Annotated in this window: 22 protein-coding genes; 19 read left to right on the forward strand and 3 right to left on the reverse strand. The window is 49.3% G+C overall.

The annotated features are described in order from the left end of the window. The first annotated feature begins 7 nt into the window (after nt 1–7). The 3 genes from ACIFQM_RS05850 to ACIFQM_RS05860 all read left to right on the forward strand — a co-directional run bounded on the left by ACIFQM_RS05850 (nt 8) and on the right by ACIFQM_RS05860 (nt 2,415). Complete coding sequence (locus ACIFQM_RS05850; protein WP_430039114.1) at nt 8–823, forward strand: ABC transporter ATP-binding protein; 816 nt, start codon at nt 8–10, stop codon at nt 821–823. Beyond that, the gene (locus ACIFQM_RS05855) at nt 795–1,661 is read left to right on the forward strand and encodes an IucA/IucC family C-terminal-domain containing protein (RefSeq protein WP_430039112.1); all 867 of its coding nucleotides are present in this window, start codon (nt 795–797) and stop codon (nt 1,659–1,661) included. The genes ACIFQM_RS05850 and ACIFQM_RS05855 overlap by 29 nt, the downstream gene beginning before the upstream one ends. A 121-nt stretch (nt 1,662–1,782) precedes the next feature. Further along, nucleotides 1,783–2,415: an RraA family protein gene (locus ACIFQM_RS05860; protein WP_430039110.1), complete on the forward strand. Its 633-nt coding sequence runs from the start codon at nt 1,783–1,785 to the stop codon at nt 2,413–2,415. Between the two features lie 158 nt (nt 2,416–2,573). Here the strand turns inward: ACIFQM_RS05860 and ACIFQM_RS05865 are convergent, their stop codons facing one another. Beyond that, nucleotides 2,574–2,981: a hypothetical protein gene (locus ACIFQM_RS05865; protein WP_430039108.1), complete on the reverse strand. Its 408-nt coding sequence runs from the start codon at nt 2,979–2,981 to the stop codon at nt 2,574–2,576. A gap of 390 nt (nt 2,982–3,371) precedes the next feature. On the opposite strand from ACIFQM_RS05865, the gene ACIFQM_RS05870 reads away from it, so the two are divergent. The 7 genes from ACIFQM_RS05870 (at nt 3,372) to ACIFQM_RS05900 (ending at nt 12,451) form a co-directional block, all read left to right on the forward strand. Further along, nucleotides 3,372–5,441, forward strand: coding sequence for a bifunctional aldolase/short-chain dehydrogenase (locus ACIFQM_RS05870; protein WP_430039106.1), 2,070 nt, complete (start codon nt 3,372–3,374; stop codon nt 5,439–5,441). A gap of 307 nt (nt 5,442–5,748) precedes the next feature. Further along, on the forward strand, nt 5,749–6,969 hold the full coding sequence (rhaI, locus tag ACIFQM_RS05875; protein WP_430065137.1) for an L-rhamnose isomerase: 1,221 nt from the start codon (nt 5,749–5,751) through the stop codon (nt 6,967–6,969). After that, on the forward strand, nt 6,966–8,441 hold the full coding sequence (rhaB, locus tag ACIFQM_RS05880) for a rhamnulokinase (RefSeq protein WP_430065139.1): 1,476 nt from the start codon (nt 6,966–6,968) through the stop codon (nt 8,439–8,441). Before rhaI ends, rhaB begins: the two co-directional genes overlap by 4 nt. A 20-nt stretch (nt 8,442–8,461) precedes the next feature. Beyond that, nucleotides 8,462–9,220 carry a DeoR/GlpR family DNA-binding transcription regulator gene (locus ACIFQM_RS05885; protein WP_430039335.1) on the forward strand — a complete coding sequence of 253 codons (759 nt, stop codon included), beginning with the start codon at nt 8,462–8,464 and terminating at the stop codon, nt 9,218–9,220. A gap of 237 nt (nt 9,221–9,457) precedes the next feature. Further along, nucleotides 9,458–10,186 (forward strand): (Fe-S)-binding protein, encoded by a 729-nt coding sequence (locus ACIFQM_RS05890; RefSeq protein WP_430039100.1) that lies wholly within the window; start codon nt 9,458–9,460, stop codon nt 10,184–10,186. After that, nucleotides 10,183–11,703 carry a LutB/LldF family L-lactate oxidation iron-sulfur protein gene (locus ACIFQM_RS05895; RefSeq protein ID WP_430039098.1) on the forward strand — a complete coding sequence of 507 codons (1,521 nt, stop codon included), beginning with the start codon at nt 10,183–10,185 and terminating at the stop codon, nt 11,701–11,703. Before ACIFQM_RS05890 ends, ACIFQM_RS05895 begins: the two co-directional genes overlap by 4 nt. Further along, on the forward strand, nt 11,696–12,451 hold the full coding sequence (locus ACIFQM_RS05900; RefSeq protein WP_430039096.1) for a LutC/YkgG family protein: 756 nt from the start codon (nt 11,696–11,698) through the stop codon (nt 12,449–12,451). Before ACIFQM_RS05895 ends, ACIFQM_RS05900 begins: the two co-directional genes overlap by 8 nt. 256 nt (nt 12,452–12,707) lie before the next feature. Here the strand turns inward: ACIFQM_RS05900 and ACIFQM_RS05905 are convergent, their stop codons facing one another. Continuing rightward, nucleotides 12,708–13,115, reverse strand: coding sequence for a CHRD domain-containing protein (locus ACIFQM_RS05905; RefSeq protein ID WP_430039092.1), 408 nt, complete (start codon nt 13,113–13,115; stop codon nt 12,708–12,710). 443 nt (nt 13,116–13,558) lie between these two features. Between ACIFQM_RS05905 and ACIFQM_RS05910 the strand changes: the two genes are divergently transcribed. After that, nucleotides 13,559–14,665 carry a rhamnogalacturonan acetylesterase gene (locus ACIFQM_RS05910; RefSeq protein WP_430046444.1) on the forward strand — a complete coding sequence of 369 codons (1,107 nt, stop codon included), beginning with the start codon at nt 13,559–13,561 and terminating at the stop codon, nt 14,663–14,665. Between the two features lie 143 nt (nt 14,666–14,808). Next, nucleotides 14,809–15,135, forward strand: a complete 327-nt coding sequence (locus tag ACIFQM_RS05915; RefSeq protein ID WP_430039090.1) for an MGMT family protein — start codon at nt 14,809–14,811, stop codon at nt 15,133–15,135. Between the two features lie 94 nt (nt 15,136–15,229). On the opposite strand, the gene ACIFQM_RS05920 is transcribed toward ACIFQM_RS05915, so the two are convergent. Next, entirely contained in the window at nt 15,230–15,418 is a 189-nt protein-coding gene (locus ACIFQM_RS05920) for a hypothetical protein (protein WP_430039088.1), read from the reverse strand. Between the two features lie 320 nt (nt 15,419–15,738). On the opposite strand from ACIFQM_RS05920, the gene ACIFQM_RS05925 reads away from it, so the two are divergent. The 7 genes from ACIFQM_RS05925 to glpX all read left to right on the forward strand — a co-directional run bounded on the left by ACIFQM_RS05925 (nt 15,739) and on the right by glpX (nt 23,057). Then, nucleotides 15,739–16,914: a TolC family protein gene (locus tag ACIFQM_RS05925; RefSeq protein ID WP_430065141.1), complete on the forward strand. Its 1,176-nt coding sequence runs from the start codon at nt 15,739–15,741 to the stop codon at nt 16,912–16,914. Between the two features lie 13 nt (nt 16,915–16,927). After that, a complete protein-coding gene (locus ACIFQM_RS05930) occupies nt 16,928–18,385 on the forward strand; it encodes an efflux RND transporter periplasmic adaptor subunit (RefSeq protein ID WP_430039084.1) in 1,458 nt (485 codons plus the stop codon). A gap of 6 nt (nt 18,386–18,391) precedes the next feature. Then, nucleotides 18,392–19,111 (forward strand): ABC transporter ATP-binding protein, encoded by a 720-nt coding sequence (locus ACIFQM_RS05935; RefSeq protein WP_430039082.1) that lies wholly within the window; start codon nt 18,392–18,394, stop codon nt 19,109–19,111. Beyond that, a complete protein-coding gene (locus ACIFQM_RS05940) occupies nt 19,108–20,319 on the forward strand; it encodes an ABC transporter permease (RefSeq protein WP_430039080.1) in 1,212 nt (403 codons plus the stop codon). Before ACIFQM_RS05935 ends, ACIFQM_RS05940 begins: the two co-directional genes overlap by 4 nt. 239 nt (nt 20,320–20,558) lie before the next feature. Next, nucleotides 20,559–21,179 carry a helix-turn-helix transcriptional regulator gene (locus tag ACIFQM_RS05945; protein WP_430039078.1) on the forward strand — a complete coding sequence of 207 codons (621 nt, stop codon included), beginning with the start codon at nt 20,559–20,561 and terminating at the stop codon, nt 21,177–21,179. A gap of 13 nt (nt 21,180–21,192) precedes the next feature. Then, the gene (locus ACIFQM_RS05950) at nt 21,193–21,996 is read left to right on the forward strand and encodes a pyruvate, water dikinase regulatory protein (RefSeq protein ID WP_430039076.1); all 804 of its coding nucleotides are present in this window, start codon (nt 21,193–21,195) and stop codon (nt 21,994–21,996) included. Nucleotides 21,997–22,079: 83 nt separating this feature from the next. Then, a complete protein-coding gene (gene glpX, locus ACIFQM_RS05955) occupies nt 22,080–23,057 on the forward strand; it encodes a class II fructose-bisphosphatase (protein ID WP_430065143.1) in 978 nt (325 codons plus the stop codon). The last annotated feature ends 399 nt before the right edge of the window (nt 23,058–23,456 follow it).

Consider the following 23,456-nt stretch of genomic DNA (forward strand, 5'->3'; position numbering starts at 1 on the left):
AAGCTGCATGGGTTTAGAGGTGAAGGACCTGATGATTAACTACGGGTCAGACCCGGTCATTCAAGAGCTGGACCTGCAAATTCCGGAGGGAAAGATAACGGTACTAGTAGGCAGCAATGGGTGTGGCAAATCGACGATTTTGCGTGCCATGGCGCGGCTATTGAAGCCTGCGGCGGGAGCGGTGCTGCTGGATGGACAGGCTATTGCCCAGTTACCCTCCAAGCAGATTGCCAAAAGGCTATCCATTTTGCCGCAGGGACCTTCAGCGCCGGAAGGACTGACCGTGTATCAGTTGGTCAAGCAGGGCAGATATCCACATCAGAGCTGGCTGAAGCAGTGGTCGGCAGAGGATGAAGCACAGGTACAAAACGCGCTGCAAGCGACGCAATTGGAGGCTTTTGCGGATCGTCCAGTAGATTCCTTATCCGGCGGGCAGCGCCAGCGTGCGTGGATTTCCATGACTTTGGCGCAGGGGACGGATATGATCCTGCTGGATGAGCCGACGACCTATTTGGACATGACGCATCAAATTGAGATTTTGGACCTGCTGTTTGATTTGAATGAACGAGAAGGGCGGACCATTGTCATGGTGCTGCATGATCTGAATCTGGCTTGTCGCTATGCGCACCACATGGTTGCGGTATACGATAAGCGCATTTACGCGCAGGGAAAGCCGGAAGAAATCATGACCGCAGAGACGGTGGAAAAGGTATTCCAACTGCGCTGCCAAGTCATTCCTGATCCCTTGTACGGAACACCGATGTTTATTCCTCATGGAAAGGGGAGGAAAATGGGTGCTGTACGCCAAAGGGTCTTCGTTTGAGCCTGCCGAATGGTCGTATCTGACGGAAAAATTGCGAATAAGCAGCCGTGGTGAACAAGCTCCAATCGGACGGTATGATCTACCTGCGGCTGATTTGCTGGATGCAACTCAATGTGCTATGTATCTGGATCGGCTGGCAGGGCTGCATGATTTTTCTGCACGCAAGGTGACGGCCTCTGTTTTGGCGAAGCGGTACGGTTTTTTGATCGTGTCCCCGGCTCTGTATGCCATGTCGGTATATAACAAGATGCTGGAAGTCAAGATTGCTGATTGTGCAATCCAATCTGCTTTTGTCAAGGATACCTGGCTTCCAAGGTTGCATTTGAACAGATTGCTGGTTACGGAATGTGACAGCGGAAAGAAGGGTGAGGATGGGGAAGACATCGGTCTGGAGCAGCGTCATGCTTGGCGTGATCACGTCATTCAGCATGTATTTGCAGAGCATTTGGCCCTGATGTGGCGATCTGTGTCTGCTGTTGCTTCCATTCCGAGGACGGTATTATGGGAAAACACCGCTATCTATGTCTATGCGCTATATGAAAACCGCATCCGGCAGGAGCTAAAAAGCGAGGATCGGCTACGAATGGAGGAGGATTTTAAATATTTGACCTGTGAAGCTCCGGCTCACTTGTTTGGTGAACGGCAAAATCCACTGGCTCGGTATTTTGGTACTCCCCGTTCAGAGAGAGCGGTGGTACCTGTAACGGCATCGGTATCCGCCACGCCCACTGCGGCCGTGAAAGCTGTACGTGTTCGCAAAACCTGCTGCTATTTTTATCAGCTGAAGGAAAAGGGCAGCTATTGCCCTACCTGTCCGAAGATACATTGTACGAGCTAAGTATAAGCTACGAAGTTTGAGCTGTAGTGAGCTGGAATTTTGCCTAAGCGCCATTCCGCCTGCTTTGATTTCTATATGCATAATGTGAGTTTTGGTTATATCACGAAAGGAGATGGTTTGTATGTTTCGCATTCAATCTCGGGTTCAGGGGGTAACGACGGACCTGCTGGAGCTTTATCAGCATGTTAGTGCTTCTACCCTTGGGCATTTCACGGATTTTGGATGTATGCAGGGAGCACAGCCGTTGTTCCGTCCCATTCGTTTGCTGGGGAATGCAGTTACGGTCAGGCTTCCCCATCTGGACTCCACTGCTGTGCGTCATGCACTGGAATTGGCACAAGCGGGTGATGTGCTGGTTGTCGATATGTCCGGTGACGATGCCAGAGCCTGTTGGGGAGAATTCAGAGCCTATGTAGCGATGAAAAAACAACTGGCTGGTGTGATTGTTTCCGGTTGTGTCACAGATGTCGGTATCTTGAACCAGCTGCAATTTCCCGTCTTTTCCAAAGGGGTTAGTGCCTTAACTACACGTACACTGGAACTGGAGGGAGAGGTGAATACGCCGATTAGCCTGTTTGGGGTCAGCGTACATCCGGGTGATCTCATTTTGGGTGATGACGATGGTGTATTTGTAGTGAGGCCGGAGGAAGCGTGGGAATTGGGGAAAAAAGCTTTGGAAAAACAGCGCAAGGAGGAGCTTACGCGCCAGCAATTCGGATACGATCAGCTTTTGAATGCCCGGCTGGAAAGGTAAGTCTACTACTGGCATCTCACTACATATTGAAGTCAATTTGATTATGGAAATAGAAACGTTCTCAATCACCTTTTTTGATGGTTTCCGTTTGTGAATGGACGCTATGTTGTATTCATTCGTGAGTGCATAGGAAGCATATCTTTTACAAACTTGTCTATCTAGTCTGGTGCTTTGGTACCTACTGCCAGCATATGCGGACTCATACCTATGATGGATTCCTGCTCCTCCGTTTGTCGTGCTATTGCTAACAAACGGCTGCGATGGTCCGGGACGGTCCACTTCTCTTTAAATCCGGGAGCCATCCAGCCGGGTCCTTCCACTCCGAAAATACGAGGCTCCTGCAATCCAGCCGCTTGCCAGTCTGCAAGTAGGGCATCTGGTGTATGAAAGTAGGAGCGAGCGATAAAAGAGGGATAATCGGCAGGGCGCACATGCTGACCATCGGCTAGCTCCCGTCTAACCATTTCCATGAACGCATCTTCCTCCACAATGGTGTTGTGGTCGCCATATACAGATAATCCCCAAAGTAACGAACCAAACCTCGATATAGCTGAAGTGATCAGCATCCCGCCTTTCTTTAAGACAAGTGCTGCTTCTTGTAGAGCTTTTTCTCGTTCCAGCTCCTATTTTTCAAAAAAATAGTACACCAATGAGTAAGGCCGTGCTGGAAAAGGTTTTTATAACCTGATCCCGGCACGGCCTCATTGTATTTTTAAAGTGTATACCCTCCTGTGACGCCAGATTTATTAAAGCGCTTTCTCTCCAGCATGGCAATTACCGTTTTACAGATGAACGCATTCGTTTTACAGGTTATTAAAAATTAATATTTATTTTTGATTATTTTTGTATTATATATTTTCAAATCAAAACAAAAGTGTTATAGTCTCCTTAAACCAAAAATACACACTGTAATAAAGCTATTCAAAACTAAAAATGAACTTGGAGGTCTTTTTCCTATGGTACAAAGTCTGTGGAATTCTTCACAAGCATCTGAGCAAAAAAACACGTTGGAACAACTCGTATATCGCTCTAACCTTATCGGCACGGACAGGAGTGTATGCAACTGGGGAGGCGGCAATACTTCGGCCAAAACGACGATACAGGATTTTCGTGGGCGTGAAGTAGAAGTAATGTACGTCAAAGGCAGCGGTTCCGATCTTGCTACAATGAAAGCGCATAACTTTACAGGGCTTCGTATGGAGGATATCCGTCCCTTGTTCGAAAGGGAAGATATGTCTGACGAGGATATGGTCGCGTATCTGGCGAATTGTATGATAGATGCTAAACATCCGCGTGCTTCGATTGAGACGCTATTGCACGCTTTTTTACCTTTTAGACATGTGGATCATACCCACCCGGACGCGATTATCAGCTTGTGCTGTGCGCATAACGGCAAGGAAATTGCGAAGGAAATTTTCGGTGACCGTTTTGTATGGGTCCCTTATATCCGTCCTGGCTTTAAGCTGTCCAAGATGATTGCCCAAGGTGTACTCGATCACCCCAAAGCAGAATTGGTATTGATGGAAAAGCACGGTCTGGTTACATGGGGAGAAACTTCCGAGGCAGCCTATGCGAAAACCATTGAAATCATTCAAGAAGCAGAAAGCTATATTAAGGCTCGCCAAGAGGAAAAGCAGTCGTTTGGAGGCGCAAAATATAAAGCGCTTACCCATGAGGAACGCCGCAGGATTGCGTCTAGCGTCATGCCATCCGTTCGGGGAGCGGTCAGTGATGAGAAGAAGATGATCCTTACCTTTGATGATGCAGAGGACGTGCTGGAGTTTGTGAACGGTCAGGATTCTGCTGTATTGTCACAGGTCGGGGCAGCGTGCCCGGATCATCTGGTTCATACCAAGGTGGTGCCGTTCTTTGTAGACTGGACGCCGGATGTGGAGGATGTCGAGGGTTTGAAAATAAAGCTCGTAGAGGGTATTGCAGCCTATAAGGAGCAATACCAAGCTTATTTTGAACGCAATCGGCATGAAGGAGACGTTATGTTTGAGGCCGCGCCACGTGTGATTTTAATCCCGGGCATCGGCATGATTAACACAGGAAAAAGCTGGAGTAACGCACAGGTGAGTGGTGCATTGTATCATCGCGCTATCGCGGTGATGCGAGGTGCAACGGCGTTAGGGCAGTTTGTTTCGCTTAGTGAAAATGAATCGTATAACGTGGAATACTGGCCCTTGGAGTTGTATAAGCTGTCACTCGCTCCGGCAGAAGCGGAATTTTCGCGCAAAATCGCGCTCATTACAGGCGGCGCAGGCGGAATCGGCAGTGCAACCGCACGCCGACTGGTGGATGAAGGAGCACATGTCGTGCTGGCCGACCTGAATTTGGAAGGTGCGCAAAAGGTGGCCGCCGAGCTGAATGATCACTTTGGAGAAAACCGCGCTATTGCAGTCAAAATGGATGTGACACAGGAGGACCAGATCCAGGCTGCCTATGCAGAAACTGCTCTGACCTATGGCGGTGTGGATATCATCGTCAATAATGCGGGTTTGGCCACCTCCAGTCCATTCGATGAAACCTCATTAAAGGAATGGAATTTGAACGTGAACGTGCTGGGCACGGGTTATTTCTTGGTGGCACGGGAAGCGTTCAAGCTGATGAAGGAACAGACACTTGGCGGAAGTATGGTGTTCGTCGGCTCGAAGAATTCGGTCTATGCGGGTAAAAATGTAACAGCCTACAGCTCGGTTAAGGCACTGGAAGCCCATCTCGCCCGTTGTATTGCTGCAGAAGGCGGCGAATACGGTATCCGGGTGAATACCATTTTGCCGGACGCTATTTTGCAAGGCTCGGCGATCTGGAACTCTAACTGGCGCAACGAACGCGCTGCGGCCTACGGCATTGAGCCAGACCAGCTGGAGGAACACTACCGCAAGCGGACGACGCTGCTGGTCAACATTTACCCGCAGGATATCGCAGAGGGTATTGCCTTTTTCGCCTCATCCAAGGCGGAGAAAACGACAGGCTGCATGCTCACTATCGACGGCGGCGTCCCCGCTGCCTTTACACGCTAGGAAGTTATGAGCTTGGGCTACTTTCAAATAAATCTCTGATTATAAGATAGTCAGCTCTTTTAAATAATGAGAACGTAAATAAGTTATAATTACTTATTTACGTTTCGTGTTTTGTGTTTTGTGTTTTTTCAAAAATATGCACACCCAAAATTTTAAAATAGAAGTGACTTTATGGTGGTTAGCAGCGTAGCGGATGGAATCGTTCTGAAGAAGCGTAGCGTTCGCCTTTGCAACAGCGATCGGAAGAATGATCCATCCGCGAAGCGGCCTCCCCATAACTCACTTCATTTTCCAAGGAGGAATCACGATGAGCGACAAAGCGTACGCCTTATTCGAGGAACAGCAGCAACAAAGGGGCATTGACCTGGAGCAAGTAAAAACAAAACTGAAAGCGCTTAGCATAGAAACCCCGTCCTGGGGCTATGGCGACTCAGGTACACGGTTTAAAGTCTTTCAAAAAACAGGCGTGCCGCGTGATCCGTTCGAAAAGCTGGAGGATGCTGCACAGGTTCATGCCGTAACGGGATTGTGTCCATCGGTCGCCATTCATATTCCATGGGATAAGGTGGATCATTACGGCAAGCTCCGCAGCCATGCTGAAAGTCTGGGACTACAGCTTGGGGCGGTTAACCCGAATCTGTTTCAGGATGAGGATTACATGCTCGGCAGCGTCACCAATGTAGACCCGGCCATCCGCCGCAAGGCAATAAACCACCTGCTGGAATGCGTGGACATTGCGAAGGAAACGGGCTCCAATGATTTTAGCCTGTGGTTTGCAGACGGAACAAACTATCCGGGTCAGGGAGACATCCGCAGACGGAAAAATTGGATGCTGGAAGCACTCAGCGAAATGTATAAGGCGCTCACGCCTGACATGCGCATGCTGATTGAATACAAGGCGTTCGAGCCAGCCTTTTATCATACGGATATTGCCGATTGGGGCATGGCGTACAATTATGCGACCAAGCTGGGACCGCAGGCGCAGGTGCTTGTGGATACAGGGCATCATCTGCCGGGAGCCAACGTGGAGCATATTGTGGCATTTTTAATTGATGAGAAGCGACTGGGCGGTTTTCATTTTAATAGCTACAAATATGCGGATGATGATCTCATCGTGGGCTCCGCGAATCCGTACGAGCTGTTCTTGATTTTTTATCAAATTTTAAATGCGGCTCAGGATGTGGATACGGATATCCGACACACGGTGGACAAAATTGCTTATTTGATCGATCAGTCGCACAATATTGAACAAAAAATCCCGGCGATGATTCGCTCGGTGCTGAATGTGCAGACTCAATATGCGAAGGCGTTGCTGATCAATCATGCAGAGGTGGAGGAAGCGGCGAACCGTCAGGATGTGCTGGGTGCGGAGGATGCTGTGCGTAAAGCGTTTGAGTTCGACGTTGCACCATTGCTCAAGGCAATACGTGAGGAGCAAGGACTACCCGCTGATCCGATGAAAGCTTATTTAGCGTCTGATTATGGCACGCAGATTTTGCAAAGGGGCAAGGGTGGTGCAAGCTGGTGAGCATCCTCGCATATGATTTGGGGGCAAGCAGCGGCAGGGTACTGCTCGGACGATTGACGGATTCACGTATAGAGGTGGAGGAAATCCATCGCTTTTCGAATGATCCGGTCAAGGTCGGGGAACGTCTGCACTGGGATATTTTGCGTCTGTATCACGAGGTTCAGCAAGGGCTGCTCAAAGCCAAGCACATGGGAGTGAACCCGTCCAGTCTGGCGATTGATTCCTGGTCGGTCGATTTTGGACTGATTGGAGAAACCGGAGAATTGCTGGGTAACCCTTATCATTATCGGGATTGGCATACCCATGGGGTGATGGAGGAAGTACATGGCCAACTGGGAAAAGAGTTTATTTTTCAGCACACAGGCATTCAGTTTTTGACGTTTAACACGATGTATCAGCTGTCTGCTATGCGAAAAGCAAAATCGCCGCTGCTGGAGCAGGCAAAGCATTTCTTGATGATCCCTGATTTGCTGCGGTATTTTCTGACGGGTGAAATGGTTAATGAATTTTCCAATGCGACCAGCACGCAGTTATATAATCCGTTGCAGCAGGACTGGGATGATGAGCTTTTGTCCGGTATCAGCATTCCCCGTTCCTGGTTTGGAAAGGTACTGGAGCCGGGAAGTGCCGCCGGTACGATCCGTTCCTCGGTCATGACTGATCTGGGCATCGGGGCGATTCCTGTCATTGCGGTAGCGGAGCATGATACGGGATCGGCTGTGGCGGCGGTGCCTGCGCTGGAGCGATCATTTGCCTATTTAAGCTGCGGAACGTGGTCCCTGATGGGAACGGAAACCCCGCAGCCCGTGATCAACGAGGATACGCTGAGATTTAATTTTACGAACGAAGGCGGGGTGGGCCGAACCTACAGGCTGCTTAAAAATATTATGGGCTTGTGGATTTTACAGGAGGCACGCAGAGAGTGGGAGCGTCAAGGAACCTCCTATTCTTTCCCCGAGCTGGTACACATGGCGGAGCAGGCTCCGGCGTTTGCTTCATGGATCGACCCGGACGATGAACTGTTTCTACATGCCGGAGATATGAAAACACGCATACGCCAATATTGCCGTAATACCGGGCAGCCTTTACCGGAGACACCGGGGGAGGTCACACGCTGTATTTTGGAAAGTCTGGCGTTGAAGTACCGTTACGTTTTGGAGCTTACGGAACGGGTGTCAGGACAACGGTTTAACGGGCTGCATATGGTCGGTGGGGGAATTCAAAATCGGCTGTTGTGCCAATGGACGGCCAATTCGATTCAAAAACCCGTGTGGGCTGGACCCGCAGAAGCAAGCGCAATCGGCAATCTTGCGGTACAATGGATGGCACAGGGAAAGTTCGCCGATATATGGGAAGCACGCCGGGTCATCGCGGATTCTATTTCCGTAGAGGTATATGAACCTGCCGAGTCGGAAGCGTGGGAGGATGCCTATGGACGATTCCGGCGTGTGGCGGGACTTTTTGTACATTAAAGATGTGGAGTGAGATTGCCATGCTGGTCGCAGAAAGATATGAGATGATCGTTCAGCTCGTCAATGAAAAAGGAAGCATCCGTGTGTCGGAGTTGAGTGAGCTGTGCAAAGTCACGGAGGAAACGATCCGCCGCGATCTGGACCGTCTGGAGCAGGCGGGACGGTTGCGCCGTTCGCATGGGGGAGCGGTTAGCGTCAAAAACGAGCAGCCCGAAACGCCGTATGCGGTACGGGAAATTATGAACGCAGAGGAAAAACGTCGTATTGCCGAGGAAGCGGTCAAGCAGATTCAGCCGCATGATCGTATTTTGCTGGATGCCAGTACAACGGCTTGGTATATGGCGTCGATTCTGCCGGATATTCCGTTGACGATATTGACGAATTCGATCCGTGTAGCAACAGAGCTGGCGGGTAAGGAAAAAATCGAGGTCATTTCCACCGGAGGACAGTTGCTACAGCGCTCATTGTCATTCGCTGGTCCGCTAGCGGAGCGCTCGTTGGAATCGTATTATGTGGATAAATTGTTTTTCTCCAGCCAGGGGGTCCATCTGGATCGGGGCATTAGTGAATCGAATGAGCTGCAAGCCCGTTTGAAGCAAAAAATGGTCAGTATTGCAGACCGCGTGATTTTACTGGCAGATGCGAGCAAATTTGGGCAGCAGGCATTCACGCATGTCGTGAAGCTGTCTCAGGTATCCGAAATCATTACGGATGCGCGGTTGTCGGACCCAATTCGTAGTCAATTAGCAGAGCTGTCGATTTCGGTTACCTTTGTATAAAGCGGGTAGTTAGTTGCCGAGGTGGAGGTCGCTCTGCGTTTCATTTGATCTTACGATCGCTGTTGCAGCGGGATTCTCTGATGATACAAAACATGTATAGGTGAGAATCCCGCTTGCGATGGAAAGCACCATCCGACTGCGCAGTGGTATCAAAAGTGACTATTTAATTATGTATAATATAGAAATTATTTACCATTCATATAAATATCTATTCCATGGAATGAAGGGGTGTCTCGTATGAAGGTGTCTTTATTTATTACCTGCCTGAGTGATGCGATTTATCCCAAGGTGGGGGAAGCGATGGCACGCTTGCTTGCCAGATATGGTGTCGAGCTACATTTTCCAAAGGTGCAGACATGCTGCGGACAGCCGTCCTATAACAGCGGCTATTGGGATGAAACGAGGGCAGCGGCGAAAACGATTTTGAAAGCGTTTGACGACAGCGACTTTGTTGTATCGCCCTCCGGTTCCTGCACTTATATGATTCATCATTACCCGGAGTTGTTCAAGGATGAGCCGGAATGGCTGGACTCAGCGCGGCGACTGGAGCAAAAGACGTATGAGTTTACGCAATTTATGGTAAAGGTGCTTGGCGTGACCGATGTGGGCGCGTCTTTTCCGCATACGGTAACCTACCATCCGTCCTGCCACGGTACCCGTTTGTTGGGCGTGAAGGAGGAGCCGATGCAGCTACTTGGCAGTGTAAAGGACTTGCAGCTGGTGCCGCTTCCTTTTGCCGAGGATTGCTGTGGCTTTGGTGGTACTTTTGCGGTGAAAATGTCGGATATTTCGGGAGCCATGGTGACGGAAAAGGTGGATCATGTCAGGGAGACGGAGGCCGAGGTGCTGGTTGGACTGGATATGGCCTGCCTGATGAACATTGCGGGAAATCTCCGGTATCGGGAGGAGCCGGTTCGGGTTATGCATCTGGCCGAGCTGCTGTATGAAGGGGTGAAGCACGCATGACCGCTGTACATTCACATTCGATGAGCCAAAAGGTCAAAAAACGCGCCGAGCTGGCCCTGAATGACGATTTTTTACGGAATGCGGTTCGTTTCACAACCGAGCGTTTGCGCAACGGGAAGAAGGCGGCTTCAGAGCAGCATGGAAATTGGGAGGAATGGCGTGAGCGGGGCCGCCAAATTCGGCTGCATACCATTGCCTATCTGGACTATTATCTGAACCTGTTTGTGGACAATGCCCGGGCCAACGGGGTGCATATCCATTTTGCCGATACAGCCGCAGATGCCGTACGAATTACGCTGGATATTGCTGCCCACAATCAGGCCCGGTCTGTTGTTAAATCCAAGTCGATGGTGTCGGAGGAGCTGCACTTGAATCAGGCGCTGGAGGGTGTGAATATCGAGACGATTGAAAGCGATCTTGGTGAGTATATTATTCAGCTTGCAGGCGAGGCTCCATCCCATATCGTCATTCCGGCGATTCACAAAAACCGCTATCAGATTGCCGAACTGCTGTCCAAAGAAGCGGGGGAGGAACTGTCTGCGGATACGACGATTTTGGCTGGTTTTGTCCGCAAGAAGCTGCGTGAAAAGTTTCTGGAGGCAGATATCGGAATGACTGGCTGTAATTTTGCCATCGCAGAGACGGGTTCCATGGTACTGTTTGAAAATGAAGGCAATGCGCGGATGGTATCCACTTTGCCCAAAACGCAAATTACGCTGATGGGTATGGAACGGATTATTCCATCCTGGGCGGATCTGGAGGTCATGGCTACATTGCTGCCACGCTCCGCTACCGGTCAGAAGCTGACGATGTATATGTCCGGTATTTCAGGCCCGAGGCGCAGCCAGGATGCCGATGGACCGGAGGAAATGCACATCATCATCGTAGATAACGGACGTTCACTTCAGTTGGGTGATCCCGAGTTTCAAGAGCTTCTGAACTGCATTCGTTGCGGAGCTTGCCTGAATGCCTGTCCGGTTTATCGCCACATTGGCGGACATGCGTATGGCGGGACCTATAGCGGACCTATCGGTGCGGTACTTACGCCTGCTTTGCATGGCAACATCGAAGAGTGGAACGATATAGCAAGTGCGTCCAGTCTGTGTGGTGCGTGCTATGAAGCCTGTCCGGTCAAAATACCGTTGCATGATATGCTGGTCTATTTGCGCAGACGCAAGGTGGAGGCCGGGCAAGGAGATAAGCTGGAAGCGGCAGGAATGAAGGGCTTTGCGACCGTTGTTTCCAGCTCGAAGCGATTCGCAGCGGCGATTCGACTTGGGCAAATTGCCCAGAGGGTGGTCGTCCGTAAGGGAGAAATTACGCTGAAGCTCGGCCCGCTAAAGGGCTGGAATACGTACCGCGTGACTCCTTCTCTGGCGAAAAAGTCCTTCCGTCAGCAATGGAACACACTGGAACGTGAGCTGGAGCAGGAACGTAACGTGATGCAGCCTGACGTTCGCAGCCGAATGGAGACGATTTTGGAAGATAGAAGTAGAGGAGGCGGGCAGCATGAGTGAACAGAATAGACCTCCTGTGCAAGCAAAGGCGGGCCATGAAGCGTGGCTGCATCAAATGGAAGCCGAATCCCGCGCCAAGCAGGAGCGCTTTATGGATAGCATTGCAACGAAGCTCAAGCGTCCACGACAGACGGAGCCGCCCGTGCAGCCGTTTCGCGGCGCACCTGCATTTTGGCACGAATTCGAATGGAACGCGGAGCAGCGCATCGAAGAGTTCACCGCCAACTTTACAAGTGTTGGCGGGCATGTCGTGCGTCTGCCGGATCTGGAGCAGACGGCAGACTGGATCGCGCGCAAGGCGCGTGAGCTGGGAGCGGCCTATATCGTCCGGCAGAATGAGCCGGACCTGGATGCGCTCCAGCTGGAAGCGGCGCTGCCGGAAGTCCGTCTATCGGTGTGGAACACCGATCCAGTCGAGGACTGGAAGGCCCGCGCCGCTGAGGCGGATATCGGCATCGTCATAGCCGACGAGGCCGCTGCCTACACCGGATCGGTGGCGGTGCTATCCTCACCGGAGAAGGGCCGCTCGGTCAGTCTGCTGCCGACCGTGCTGATTATTCTCCTTCCGCTGGAGCGTCTGCGAACGCGACTGGGCGAAATTTTAAGCCGCTTTGACGAAGTCGGACGTGAGCAACTGCCCGCAGGTATTCATTTTATTACCGGACCCAGCCGTTCCTCGGATATTGAAAATGATTTGACCATTGGCGTACACGGACCCGGTATCGTTTATACGTTGTTAATTGGTTGACGAGCATGATAGAGTGGGAAGCGAGTTTCAAAATCCATCTGCCTGCGGCTGCTTCGAACCGAAATGCTGCCATTGTGCAGCTCGGTAATGCTTTTTGTAATCTTGTATGAACTTTCCCCATTAGTTCTTAACTTTTGTTGAGAACTAATGGGGAAAGGAAAAAAAAGAACTTTCACTCCACATGAAAGGTGCATAATTGGCACTTCAAGATGGCTATGAAAGTTCTTTTTCATATTTAATTTTCTTCATACGGTAGTTACTTGCAACGCCTGATCTGTCCGCGAATGGCTCCATTTGGATGCCGGACGGTATGAACATTAACATAAGCATTGCCTTCTCTGAGCTGGCAAACTAAGTCATAAATGGTTCTGCCTCTGAGTGGACCGACGAGGTCACATGCACGCAGCACACCGCTGACAACGCCTCTTTTGACCGTAATTCCGAATTTGGAGGGGCCGAACAAGACAGCTACGACTGGGCCATTTTCACCCCTGCGTCCCAGATGAATATCTGCTTTAGTTACTCGCGAAATGTTGCGCAGGATAAGCTCGAATTTTAATTGCTGGCGATCCTTATGGTAATGAAACTCCGCATTTCCTGTGGCATTTGTTTTGACAGGAGGTACTTCATGACTCCCCCTTAAAGTCGCTTTAAACGTAGACATTACATCGCTCCTTTTCCCAGTGTTGGTTTAGTGTATTCATGGGGCCAGGGAAAGGGCTGTACTTTTGCCTGTAAAGAGAAAGTTGTGTGTTTTTAGTAACAATATATAGACAAACTAGACCGTTTTAATCTATATATTGCTGATTTGAAATCGCTCTTGGGATTTATGTGAAATGTTCATTTACATAATATAACCATTTATTCTATAATGTTTAAGAGTGTGATTTATTTGAAAGGAGGGATCGGATGAATAAGTAAGTCTTCGCCTGCCTAGAAATCCAATGGGTACAAATCTGTATCTATGAAGTAAATGAATATAATTTTTTGTATGCGCTTACAAATATCGAAAGGCTCTTGGACTATTCTACATTTTGGAGGAGGAATGATGATATGAAGTGGATGAAAGGAATGACCAGCATGCTTTTGGTCGCTTTATTATGTAGTATGCCGGGCTTGAATGGGACAACACCTGCGTATGGAGCGGCTGGTGATTACAAATTTGATTTTGGCACGGGGCCAGTGGAATCAGGCTATACTGGCGTGAGTGCATCCCTGCGATACGATGCAACGCGCGGTTATGGATTTCGTACACCCGAGAACGTACGTAATGTGGGAGCATCGGGTACTGGCGTCGCCAGTGATGCGGTACGGTTTCTGACCACTGGTACGAAAAGCGAAAATACATTTGATGTGGATCTTGCCCCAGGGCTATATGAGGTGTTGGTCACGTTAGGGAATACAACCCGAGCGAGCGTTGCCGCCGAGGGAGTATATCAGGTTATCAACATGACGGGCGACGGGGCAAAGGATCGTTTTCAAATTCCCGTGACGGACGGACAATTGAATTTGCTGATTACAGAAGGTAAAGAGGGAACCTCTTTTGCAATAAGTGCATTGGAAATCAGGCGATTGTCTAATAACCCCGTTACGAATCGGACGATTTACATCGGCGGCGATTCTACCGTTTGCAATTACTATCCACTGGATAGCAGCGTGCAGGCGGGATGGGGTCAGCTATTGTCGCAATTCGTTAATACTAATACATTCCAGATCCGTAACATGGCGTCAGGGGGGCAAATTGCAAGGGGCTTCCATCAGGACGGTCAGTTAGAGGCGACCGTCAAATACATTAAGCCAGGGGATTATTTCATTCTCCAGTTGGGCATTAATGACACCAACCCGAAGCATAACGAAAGCGAAGCGGAGTTTAAGGACTGGATGCGGGATATGATCCGACAGGTCAAGGCCAAAGGGGCAACCGTAATCCTTTCAACACCGCAGGGGCGAGCCACTGATTTTAACGCTAATCATGTACACACCGCTGAAAATAGATGGTATAGAGGCACTATTTTAGCGCTAGCGCAAGAGGAACAAACGCCTTTGGTCGATCTGAACGTCCTTAGCTCAGCTTATTTTACCTCCATTGGTCCGCAAGCCACACTCGCCCTGTATATGAATGGTGATACGCTGCATCCGAATTACGCGGGAGCAAAGGAACTGGCACGTCTAGTAGCCAAGGATTTAAAAAGGCAGGGTCTAAGCGGATTCTAGCCTTCGCCAACTGAAGACTGTGGGTGCTATAATGGTAGAAAAACAGCACGAGAGCCGGAATGGTTTTGTTGTCTGGTGTCAGCACTGTTTTGAGACGTGAAGACCACAGTTTACGGATAGGGGAAAGGAGATCCGACGATCACATGCAGCCTTTTACAGCTCGTGTATTAAAAATAATCCAGCTCATCCCTGAGGGGAACATCATGACCTATGGACAAATTGCAGCGGAAGCAGGCAGTCCGAGAGGGGCGCGTCAGGTGGTGCGTATTTTGCATACGCTGAGCAGCAAGCACCGCTTGCCCTGGCACAGGGTCGTAAACCGATTGGGAGAAATTGCGCTACAGGACGATGAAGGAGCTTCTCTACAAAGGCTGCTTTTGGAATCTGAGGGTATATCGTTTATGAAGAACGGACGAATTTCACTGGAAAAATACCTGCATGATTCTCAAGCGGTGATAGAAGAAGAATAGAAGCAATCTGAAAATGCCGATCACGTACGCATCCAAAGCGACGTTGATCGGCATTTTAGGTTAGAAGTGAGATACATCTCTATTAAAATCATCCCTAACTGATCAGATGCTGCTGATTCCGTTGGGCAAGGTGGAAAGAAATACTGTTTATAAGCGGTATATCGTTATTTTTCCGGGCTTCCCCGATCAGTTGCTTCTTTTGCTGTTCGGATTCACGTAAAAATCGGGTCATCCACAAATCAGACGGTTCGTTCGTAGTTGTCATGCGAGATTCTTTTATCATCTATTAACCCTCCCAGTGAGCGGCTGTTATTCTTTCTCTAGTATATGCTCCTAACCTTAATAGATACTGTTAGTTTCCTTAAAATTAGCTGAAATTTAGGTAAAGTTCAGGTAAAAACAGGTTCATTTTATAGCTGGTTTGCAAGAGAACGGCTTGAATCGACAAACCCGAAATAAAGGTTACAAAAATGTATCGGTTTGACACCTTGTACCAACATTCACCTGAAAGTACAATTAGGTGGCGGATAGACTGTGGAATTTTATGTCGAAATCTATGAAAATAATTCGAAAGACTGCACCGAAAGGGGAGAGATTCATCCTATGAAGAATAAAGCGGCTGCCACGCTGCTCGTATTGACGATGTCGTCAGGCTTAATTTCCACCGTTCAGGCTGACAGTGCAGCAGGAGGCACAACAGGAAATACGTCAGCAAGTATATCAGGAACCTCGTCTGCTGCGATTACATCGAAGACCGCCTCCATAACGGGTCAGGCTTTATCTCCATTAACGCTCAAGCAGGCCGAGGAATGGGCACAAACGAATAGCTACAACACGCGTACTGCTGAGCGTGATGTGGAGCGTCGAAGAATGGAACTTAAAAATGCGGAAAAGGATGTGGGCAATGCATTCGTCGATTTTATAGATGGTGAATATGTTGGTGATGAGTCATCCTGGAGAAATTATAACTCTTCGACGTTATCCTATCTAGCCAGCAAAAAGCAGGCGCAGTTTGCCAAGGATCAAATTTATTTTAACGTGATGAAAAGCTACCAAAGCGTGTTTATGGCAGAGAATCAGGTGAAAAATGATTTGGGAGCGCTTGAAATTGCTCGAGCGGAGGAAAAGATTGCACTCGCCAAATTTGAGCGCGGCAAGCTGTCTGAGTATGCGAAAAACGAGAGTACACAGGCCAGAAGCCAGGCGGAGCAAGCGGTCGAGCAGGGGGAAATTGCGCTGCAAAAATCGCGTGACGCTCTGAATTTTCTGATGGGCCAGCCTAACGGGACAGCCTATGAAATGGTGGATCGACCCGTATACAAGGAACCGAAGAAGCTGGATATCGAAATACATATACAACAGCTGATGGATATGAATCCGAACTTGTGGAAGCTGGAGGATAGCATCAAGACTTCGGAGCTCAATGTGAGATATTTCGATTTTAACAGCGGCGCAGGTGCTTACGATCTGGCCAAAATGGACGTGGATGCAGCCAAGGAGGAGCTGGGTAAGGGACAAAAGGATTTTGCCGAATCGCTCCGCAATTTATATGCCACGGTTAAGGAAAACCAAAAAAAATACGTTCAGCTGGAAGAAAGTCTGCGCACAGCGAAAGAGGGGCTGGAGCTGTCCCGCAAAAAGTGGGCCAGAGGCTTAATTATCGAGCTGGAGCTGAAAAATAGCCAGTTGAAGGTGGACCAGATTGAACGGCAAATGGAAGAGCTGGCCATTGAGCTGAGTCAGAATGAATATACGTTGAGCAAACCATGGAGCACATAGGGAGGAAACGAAGTTGGCAGAAACGGTTTTAAACGATGCCTTATTAAAGTTACGAAGAAAACGGAGAAAAAAGTGGATCTGGACCATGGTTGTGCTGCTGGTCATAGGCGGGGGTGGAACAGCAGTATATTGGAAGCTGCCCAAAGAGCAGGCTGTACCATTGGCTCAGGACGAGACGCTTAAAGTGGAACGCGGGGATGTGAGCGAGAAGCTGGATACGTCTGGTACCGTGCAGGCTTCCAAGGAAGTAAAACTGAATTTCACAAGTACAGGCGAAAATAAGCTGGCGGCGGTAAATGTGAAGGCCGGAGACAAGGTGAAAAAAGGACAAGTCCTGGCTCTTCTGGACAGTTCTGAAATAAAGATGCAAATCCAGAGCGCATCCGATAGTTTGGAAATATCCAAATCCAAGCTGGCTGAATTGGAGAAGGGGCCGAAGGCGGAGGATATTGAAATTCAGAAGACGAACGTGCTTCGGGCCAAAATGGCGGTCGATACAGCGCAGGAATCCTTTGAGCTGGAAGAAGCGGAAAGTCAGAAGAAGGCCTCCAAAAAGCAGTTGGAGCAGGCGCGAAAGGCATATGAAGATCAAAAGTTTTTACATGATGCCGGAGCGGTGTCCAACAGTGAAATGGAGCAGGCAGAGCAAGCATTGGATAAGGCACAGACGGATTATGACGGTCTGGATTTACAATTCCGCAAAATCATGTCGCAAAAGCGCCATGCCATCGCAGAGGCTGAAATCGGCTATAGATCGGCTATGGCTGAGCTTCGGAAAACAGAGGTTCCAGCCGATGCCTCCAATATCCAATCCGCACGGATTGAGGTTAGAAGAATGGCCATTGATCTGGAGCAGAAAAAAAATGACCTGAACAAGCTGCAGGTCACGGCACCGTGGGACGGAGTCATTTTAAAGGTGAATGGGGATGTCGGAACCAGTCCAACGGCACCTTTTATCGTCATGAATAACTCGGACTCCAACAATCTCAAGATTGGCGCAAAAATCAGTCAGAACGATATTGTAAAGGTGAAAAAAGGACTTTCAGCCGTGTTATCCACCAATGCTTACCCGGGTGAGTCGTTCCCGGGCAAGGTGCAATTCGTTTCACCGGAAGCATCCTCAGATGAAGGGATGACGACTTATCTGATGGAGCTGTCCGTTCATGACCCGAAGGGCAAGCTGAAAACCGGTATGATTATGAATGTGTCTGTTATTTTGGGAGTACACAAAAATGTGCTGTTTGTGCCAGCGATTGCGCTGAGATCGGAAGGCGGACAGGACGGCGTCTATCTTGCTTCCAATCCGTCAAATTCAGGGGCGCGCACGTTCAAGCCCGTAGAGCTCGGATTTTACACGCCAGATCGGGTTGAACTCAAGTCAGGTGTGAAGGAGGGCGATACGATTGTTATGCCTGCTCCTGAAGCACCGCCAGACCCTTCCAATATGGGTGGCATGCAAGGAGGCTTTTAAACGGGGATGAGACATGTCATTCAAATTGAGGATATGAAAAAGGTGTACCAGGTTGGGGATCAGGAAATTCATGCCCTGCGTGATGTGCAGCTCAGCATTGCTGACGGTGATTTTGTGGCAATCATGGGCCCGTCTGGATCAGGCAAGTCCACGATGATGAATGTCATCGGCTGTCTGGATCTGCCTACCTCGGGACAATTTTATTTGGACGGTTATTCCATACTGGATGCTCGTGAGGATGAGCTGGCTATTATCCGTAATCAGAAAATCGGATTTGTATTTCAAAAATTTCATTTGCTGCCGCGGGCCACAGCTTTGGAGAACGTAGAGCTGCCGATGATTTATGCAGGCGTATCAGCCAAGGAGCGGCGCTTGCGGGCCATTGAGGCGCTGACCAGTGTGGGACTGGGCGATCGGATGAATAACAAGCCGAATGAGCTGTCAGGCGGTCAGCAGCAGCGGGTATCCATAGCGCGCGCACTTGTGAACAATCCGGTCATTCTTTTGGCGGATGAGCCGACAGGCGCACTGGACTCCAAAACGAGCGTTGAAATTATGGAGATTTTCCAACGTCTGAACGATCAGGGTAAAACGGTTGTGCTCGTTACGCATGATCAGGAAATTGCGGAATACGCCAAGCGTCTGATTCATTTTCGCGATGGACGGATTGAAGAGGACCAGCCTGTTGGGAACCGAAGAATGGCGGCAGAGGAAGTGAAGGCATGAAATTTCGGGAAATAATCCGGGTCTCGCTCAACAGCTTGCGAACCAATATGCTGCGCTCCTTGCTGACCATGCTGGGTATTATTATTGGTGTGGCTGCTGTAATTGCGATTGTAGCCATCGGTAAAGGCTCGACGGCTACGATTACGTCGCAGATTAACAGTATGGGGAATAATCTGCTCATGATTTATCCTTATGCCCCATATGATGGGTCCAACTCCATGTCGTTCAGTCAGACGAAAGGAATATCTCTGGAGGATATCGCTGCGCTAGAGCAGCAAAAAGCCGTCGCCGAGGTAGCTCCAAGCGCCATGACCAATGCGGATATTACGTGGAGCCGCAATAAGGTCAGCGGGCAGATTGAGGGGACCTCGCTGGCTTTCGTGCATGTGAGAAAGCTGTCGCTCGCTCAGGGCAGGTCTTTTACCCACTATGAGGTGGAAAAGAGACTGAATGTCGTGGTGCTAGGGAGCGATGCAGCCCGTAATATTTTTGGTCCGGATGCCTCCAGGGCGGTGGGGGAAACGATCATGATCAAGCAGCTTCCTTTTAAGGTGGTCGGGGTACTGACGAATTCCAATTCCAATATGAGTAACAGCGGGCAGCAGGTATATGTACCGATTACAACAGGGATGGAACGGCTGGGAAATATGAGCATTCAGCAGGTGAATGCTTCTGCAACAACGGAGGAGAAGATTGACCAAGCGAGTGCTGAAATCCGCCAGGTGCTGCGTGCCCGGCATGAGCTGAAGCCAACAGAGGGCGATGATTTTCAGATCATGACCCAGACGGAGATTCTAAAAACGGTCTCAGGTGTAGACAGGGTTATGAATATGCTGTTGCTCGGCGTTGCTGCGATTGCGCTCGGTGTTGGGGGCATTGGCATCATGAATATTATGCTGGTGTCCGTCACGGAACGGACGAGGGAGATCGGGATTCGCAAGGCGATTGGTGCGCAGCGCAGTGACATTATGCTGCAATTTCTGGCTGAGGCTGTTTTTCTTAGTCTGATGGGCGGACTGGTTGGCGTTATGGCGGGTCTTGGGGGGGCGAAGCTGCTGGAGAAATTTGTCCATATGCCGATTGTGTATACGATGGAACCGGTGCTGTACTCTTTTCTGTGCTGCATGGGAATTGGTGTGCTGTTTGGAGTGTACCCTGCGCGAAAGGCGTCCAAGCTGCGTCCGATTGATGCTTTAAGATACGAATAAGGGAGCGGATACTCCGACTTACTCGAAAGAGAGTGAGGCGTGAAGTATCCGCTTTTTTGGGTGTGGAATAAGCGCTTTAAACGATGAAAAACCATCAATAACCGCTTTAATTTTATATATGTGATGTTTTATATGCTTTTATAGGTTGATTTATAATTATATATGACGTATTATATTCAATATCAGGTAGCAAGGAAAAAAAAGGAGGGGCGTTCATCATCGACCTTACGGCAAGACAAGTGGAAATTTTAAACATCGTACAAAAGCATGCCCCGATTACCGGTGATCAGATTGCGGAAATGCTCAATCTCAGCAAGGCGACCATTCGGACCGACCTATCCAAGCTGGGCATTCTGAATTATATAGATGCGAAGCCCAAGGTTGGTTATTTTGTCGGAAAACGGGGCACGCCGAACCGGGAAGAAAAATTTCGGCTCATGCAAATGAAGGTCGGCGATCTTCACGGGGTTCCAGTCATTGTACGTGAAACAACTACGATTCAGGAAGCTGTGGTTGCTCTTTTTCTGGAGAACGTGAGCAACCTGATCGTTACCGATGAAGAGGGGAATCTGGCAGGAGTAGCTTCGCGCAAGGATTTGCTCAAGGTTACGTTAGGTAATCCGAATGCGGCGACCATCCCCGTCAGTCTCGTCATGACTCGTCAGGCCAATGTCGTCACCGTTTCCCCGGAAGACACTGTATTGGACGCAGCGCGCAAAATCATTGCCCGTCAAATCGACAGTCTGCCTGTCGTCGTCCCTTCCAACTCCGACAAACCAGGGGAACACTGGAAGGTCGTGGGACGCATTACGAAAACGAATATTATCAAAATGTTGCTCGATATGGTAGCAGAGGATTAATGGGAGGAATCGAATGGTTCAGGCGCGCAGTCATTTTATAGCGATCTGTTCAGACTCGATTGGCGAGACGGCGGAAGCTGTCGTTCAGGCGACCATGCGCCAATTTGAGCTACCGGACACAGAGATCAAGAGATTTATGAATGTAAGAGATGAAGACGAACTGAGCCGGGTGATGGAAGAGGTGGCCGAGCGTAAAGGTTTTGTAGCCTATACGCTGGTACAGCCGGAATTGAGAGAAGCGATGAAAGAGGAGGCTGTCCGGCTGAATGTGCGGGCTGTCGATATTATGGGCCCGATGATGCAGGCGTTTGCCGATACGTTTCATAATGACCCCAAGGAAAAACCGGGTTTGCTGCATCGGATGGACGATAATTATTTCCGTCGTGTGGAAGCCATGGATTTTGCGGTTCAATATGATGATGGCAAAGATGTGAGCGCCATTCTCAAAGCAGATATTGTACTGCTAGGCGTATCCCGTATTTCCAAAACTCCTTTGTCGATGTTTCTCGCGCATAAAGGTTATAAAACGGTCAATATTCCCGTTGTACCGGAGCTGACGCCGCCTGTACAGTTGCAGGATGTACAGCATGGTCGGGTGTTCGGGTTAACGATCCAGCCGGAGTTGCTGTTAAAAATACGTAGTGAGCGACTCAAGGTGATGGGACTGCCTAACAATGTGCAATATGCTACATCGACGCGGGTGGAGGAAGAGATTGCGTATGCGCAATCCCTGTTTACGAAATTAGGCTGCCCGATCATTGATGTCACCGATAAAGCGATTGAAGAAACAGCGGGTTTGATTATCAGGATGTTATAGATAGATAAAAAAGGCAGCAAAGCTGCCCTATAATGATGATTTGTCGTAGGATAACAATTATATAGGAGAGGTGGAGGGAAGATATGGAGAGTCAACTGGCATTGGAATTCGTTCGGGTTACAGAGGCGGCGGCGCTGCAATCAGCGGAATGGACAGGACGTGGAGATAAGAACAGCGCGGACGAGGCGGCTACGGTAGCCATCCGTACTCATTTTAACGCGGTATCTATGGACGGTACGGTCGTCATTGGCGAAGGAGAAATGGATGAGGCTCCCATGCTGTATATCGGGGAAAGAGTAGGCAATCGCAGAGGGCCGGCCATAGACATCGCCGTCGACCCGCTGGAGGGAACCGAAACGGTGGCAAATGGCTTGAACAACGCCCTATCGGTCATTGCTGCTGCTCCCCGCGGAGGTCTGCTCCATGCTCCAGATATGTATATGCAGAAAATGGCCGGAGGACCGACACTGGCTGGAAAGCTATCGCTGGATGATCCGATTCCGGATACCCTGTCAAAGGCCGCACGGATACTGGGTAAATCCTTGTCCGAACTTACCGTCTCCATTCTGGATCGTACACGTCACGCCGGGATCATCAAGCTTCTGCGGGAGAGCGGCGTTCGGATCAAGCTGCTTGGACATGGAGACGTAATGGGTGCAATTGAAACATGCCTGGATAGCGGTGTTGATCTGCATATCGGCTCTGGTGGAGCGCCTGAAGGTGTGTTGGCTGCTGCGGCGCTGAAATGCATGGGTGGAGAGATTCAAGGTCGCTTGTTGCCGCATGGTGAAGAAGAGATCAAACGGTGCAAACGTATGGGCATTGCTGATCCGGGGGCTTTATTGTCCATGGATGATATGGTCGGACGCCAAGGCGTGATGTTTGTGGCTACTGGTGTGACACCTGGAGAGTGGTTGCAGGGGGTTCGTTCTCTCCCTGGTCATAGAGCGGAAACCCATTCGGTCGTGATGCACTCGGAAACAAAGACAATTCGCTTCGTGCGCAGTATTCACCACACAACAGCCGCATCCGGTACGCTCGCTGCAGCCGCATCCTCTTAATTCTTCACAGCTACATCAAAGACCAAGTCATAATAAGCTTGAAAACAGCAAGTCTCTCACCCTATAGAGACTTGCTGTTTGGTGTTTCAGGTTCGTTTGTCGATTGCAGAAGGGACAGAACCAAAGATATAAATTCCTGAAAATTCACACTTTTGAAGGAAGATAAAAACGTTTCTATAAAAGTTTGAAAAAAAATTCTTAGCTTTAGGGGAGAAAAATTCAATCTGAAATAAAATTTTTTAGACAGAGCGTCGAAAAAAAATCTGGCAAAATCGGTTCTATAGAACTATAAAATGGCATGATCTATTAAAAAATTAAAGAGTTATTAATTTTGGTTGATGTGAGCTTTATAAAATTTCATTCCATAAAATAGGAGAACGAAGGATGTTGCGGAAAAAG

This window comes from Paenibacillus sp. NRS-1782 (assembly GCF_050467685.1).
In the GTDB taxonomy this organism is placed as follows: domain Bacteria; phylum Bacillota; class Bacilli; order Paenibacillales; family Paenibacillaceae; genus Paenibacillus; species Paenibacillus terrae_A.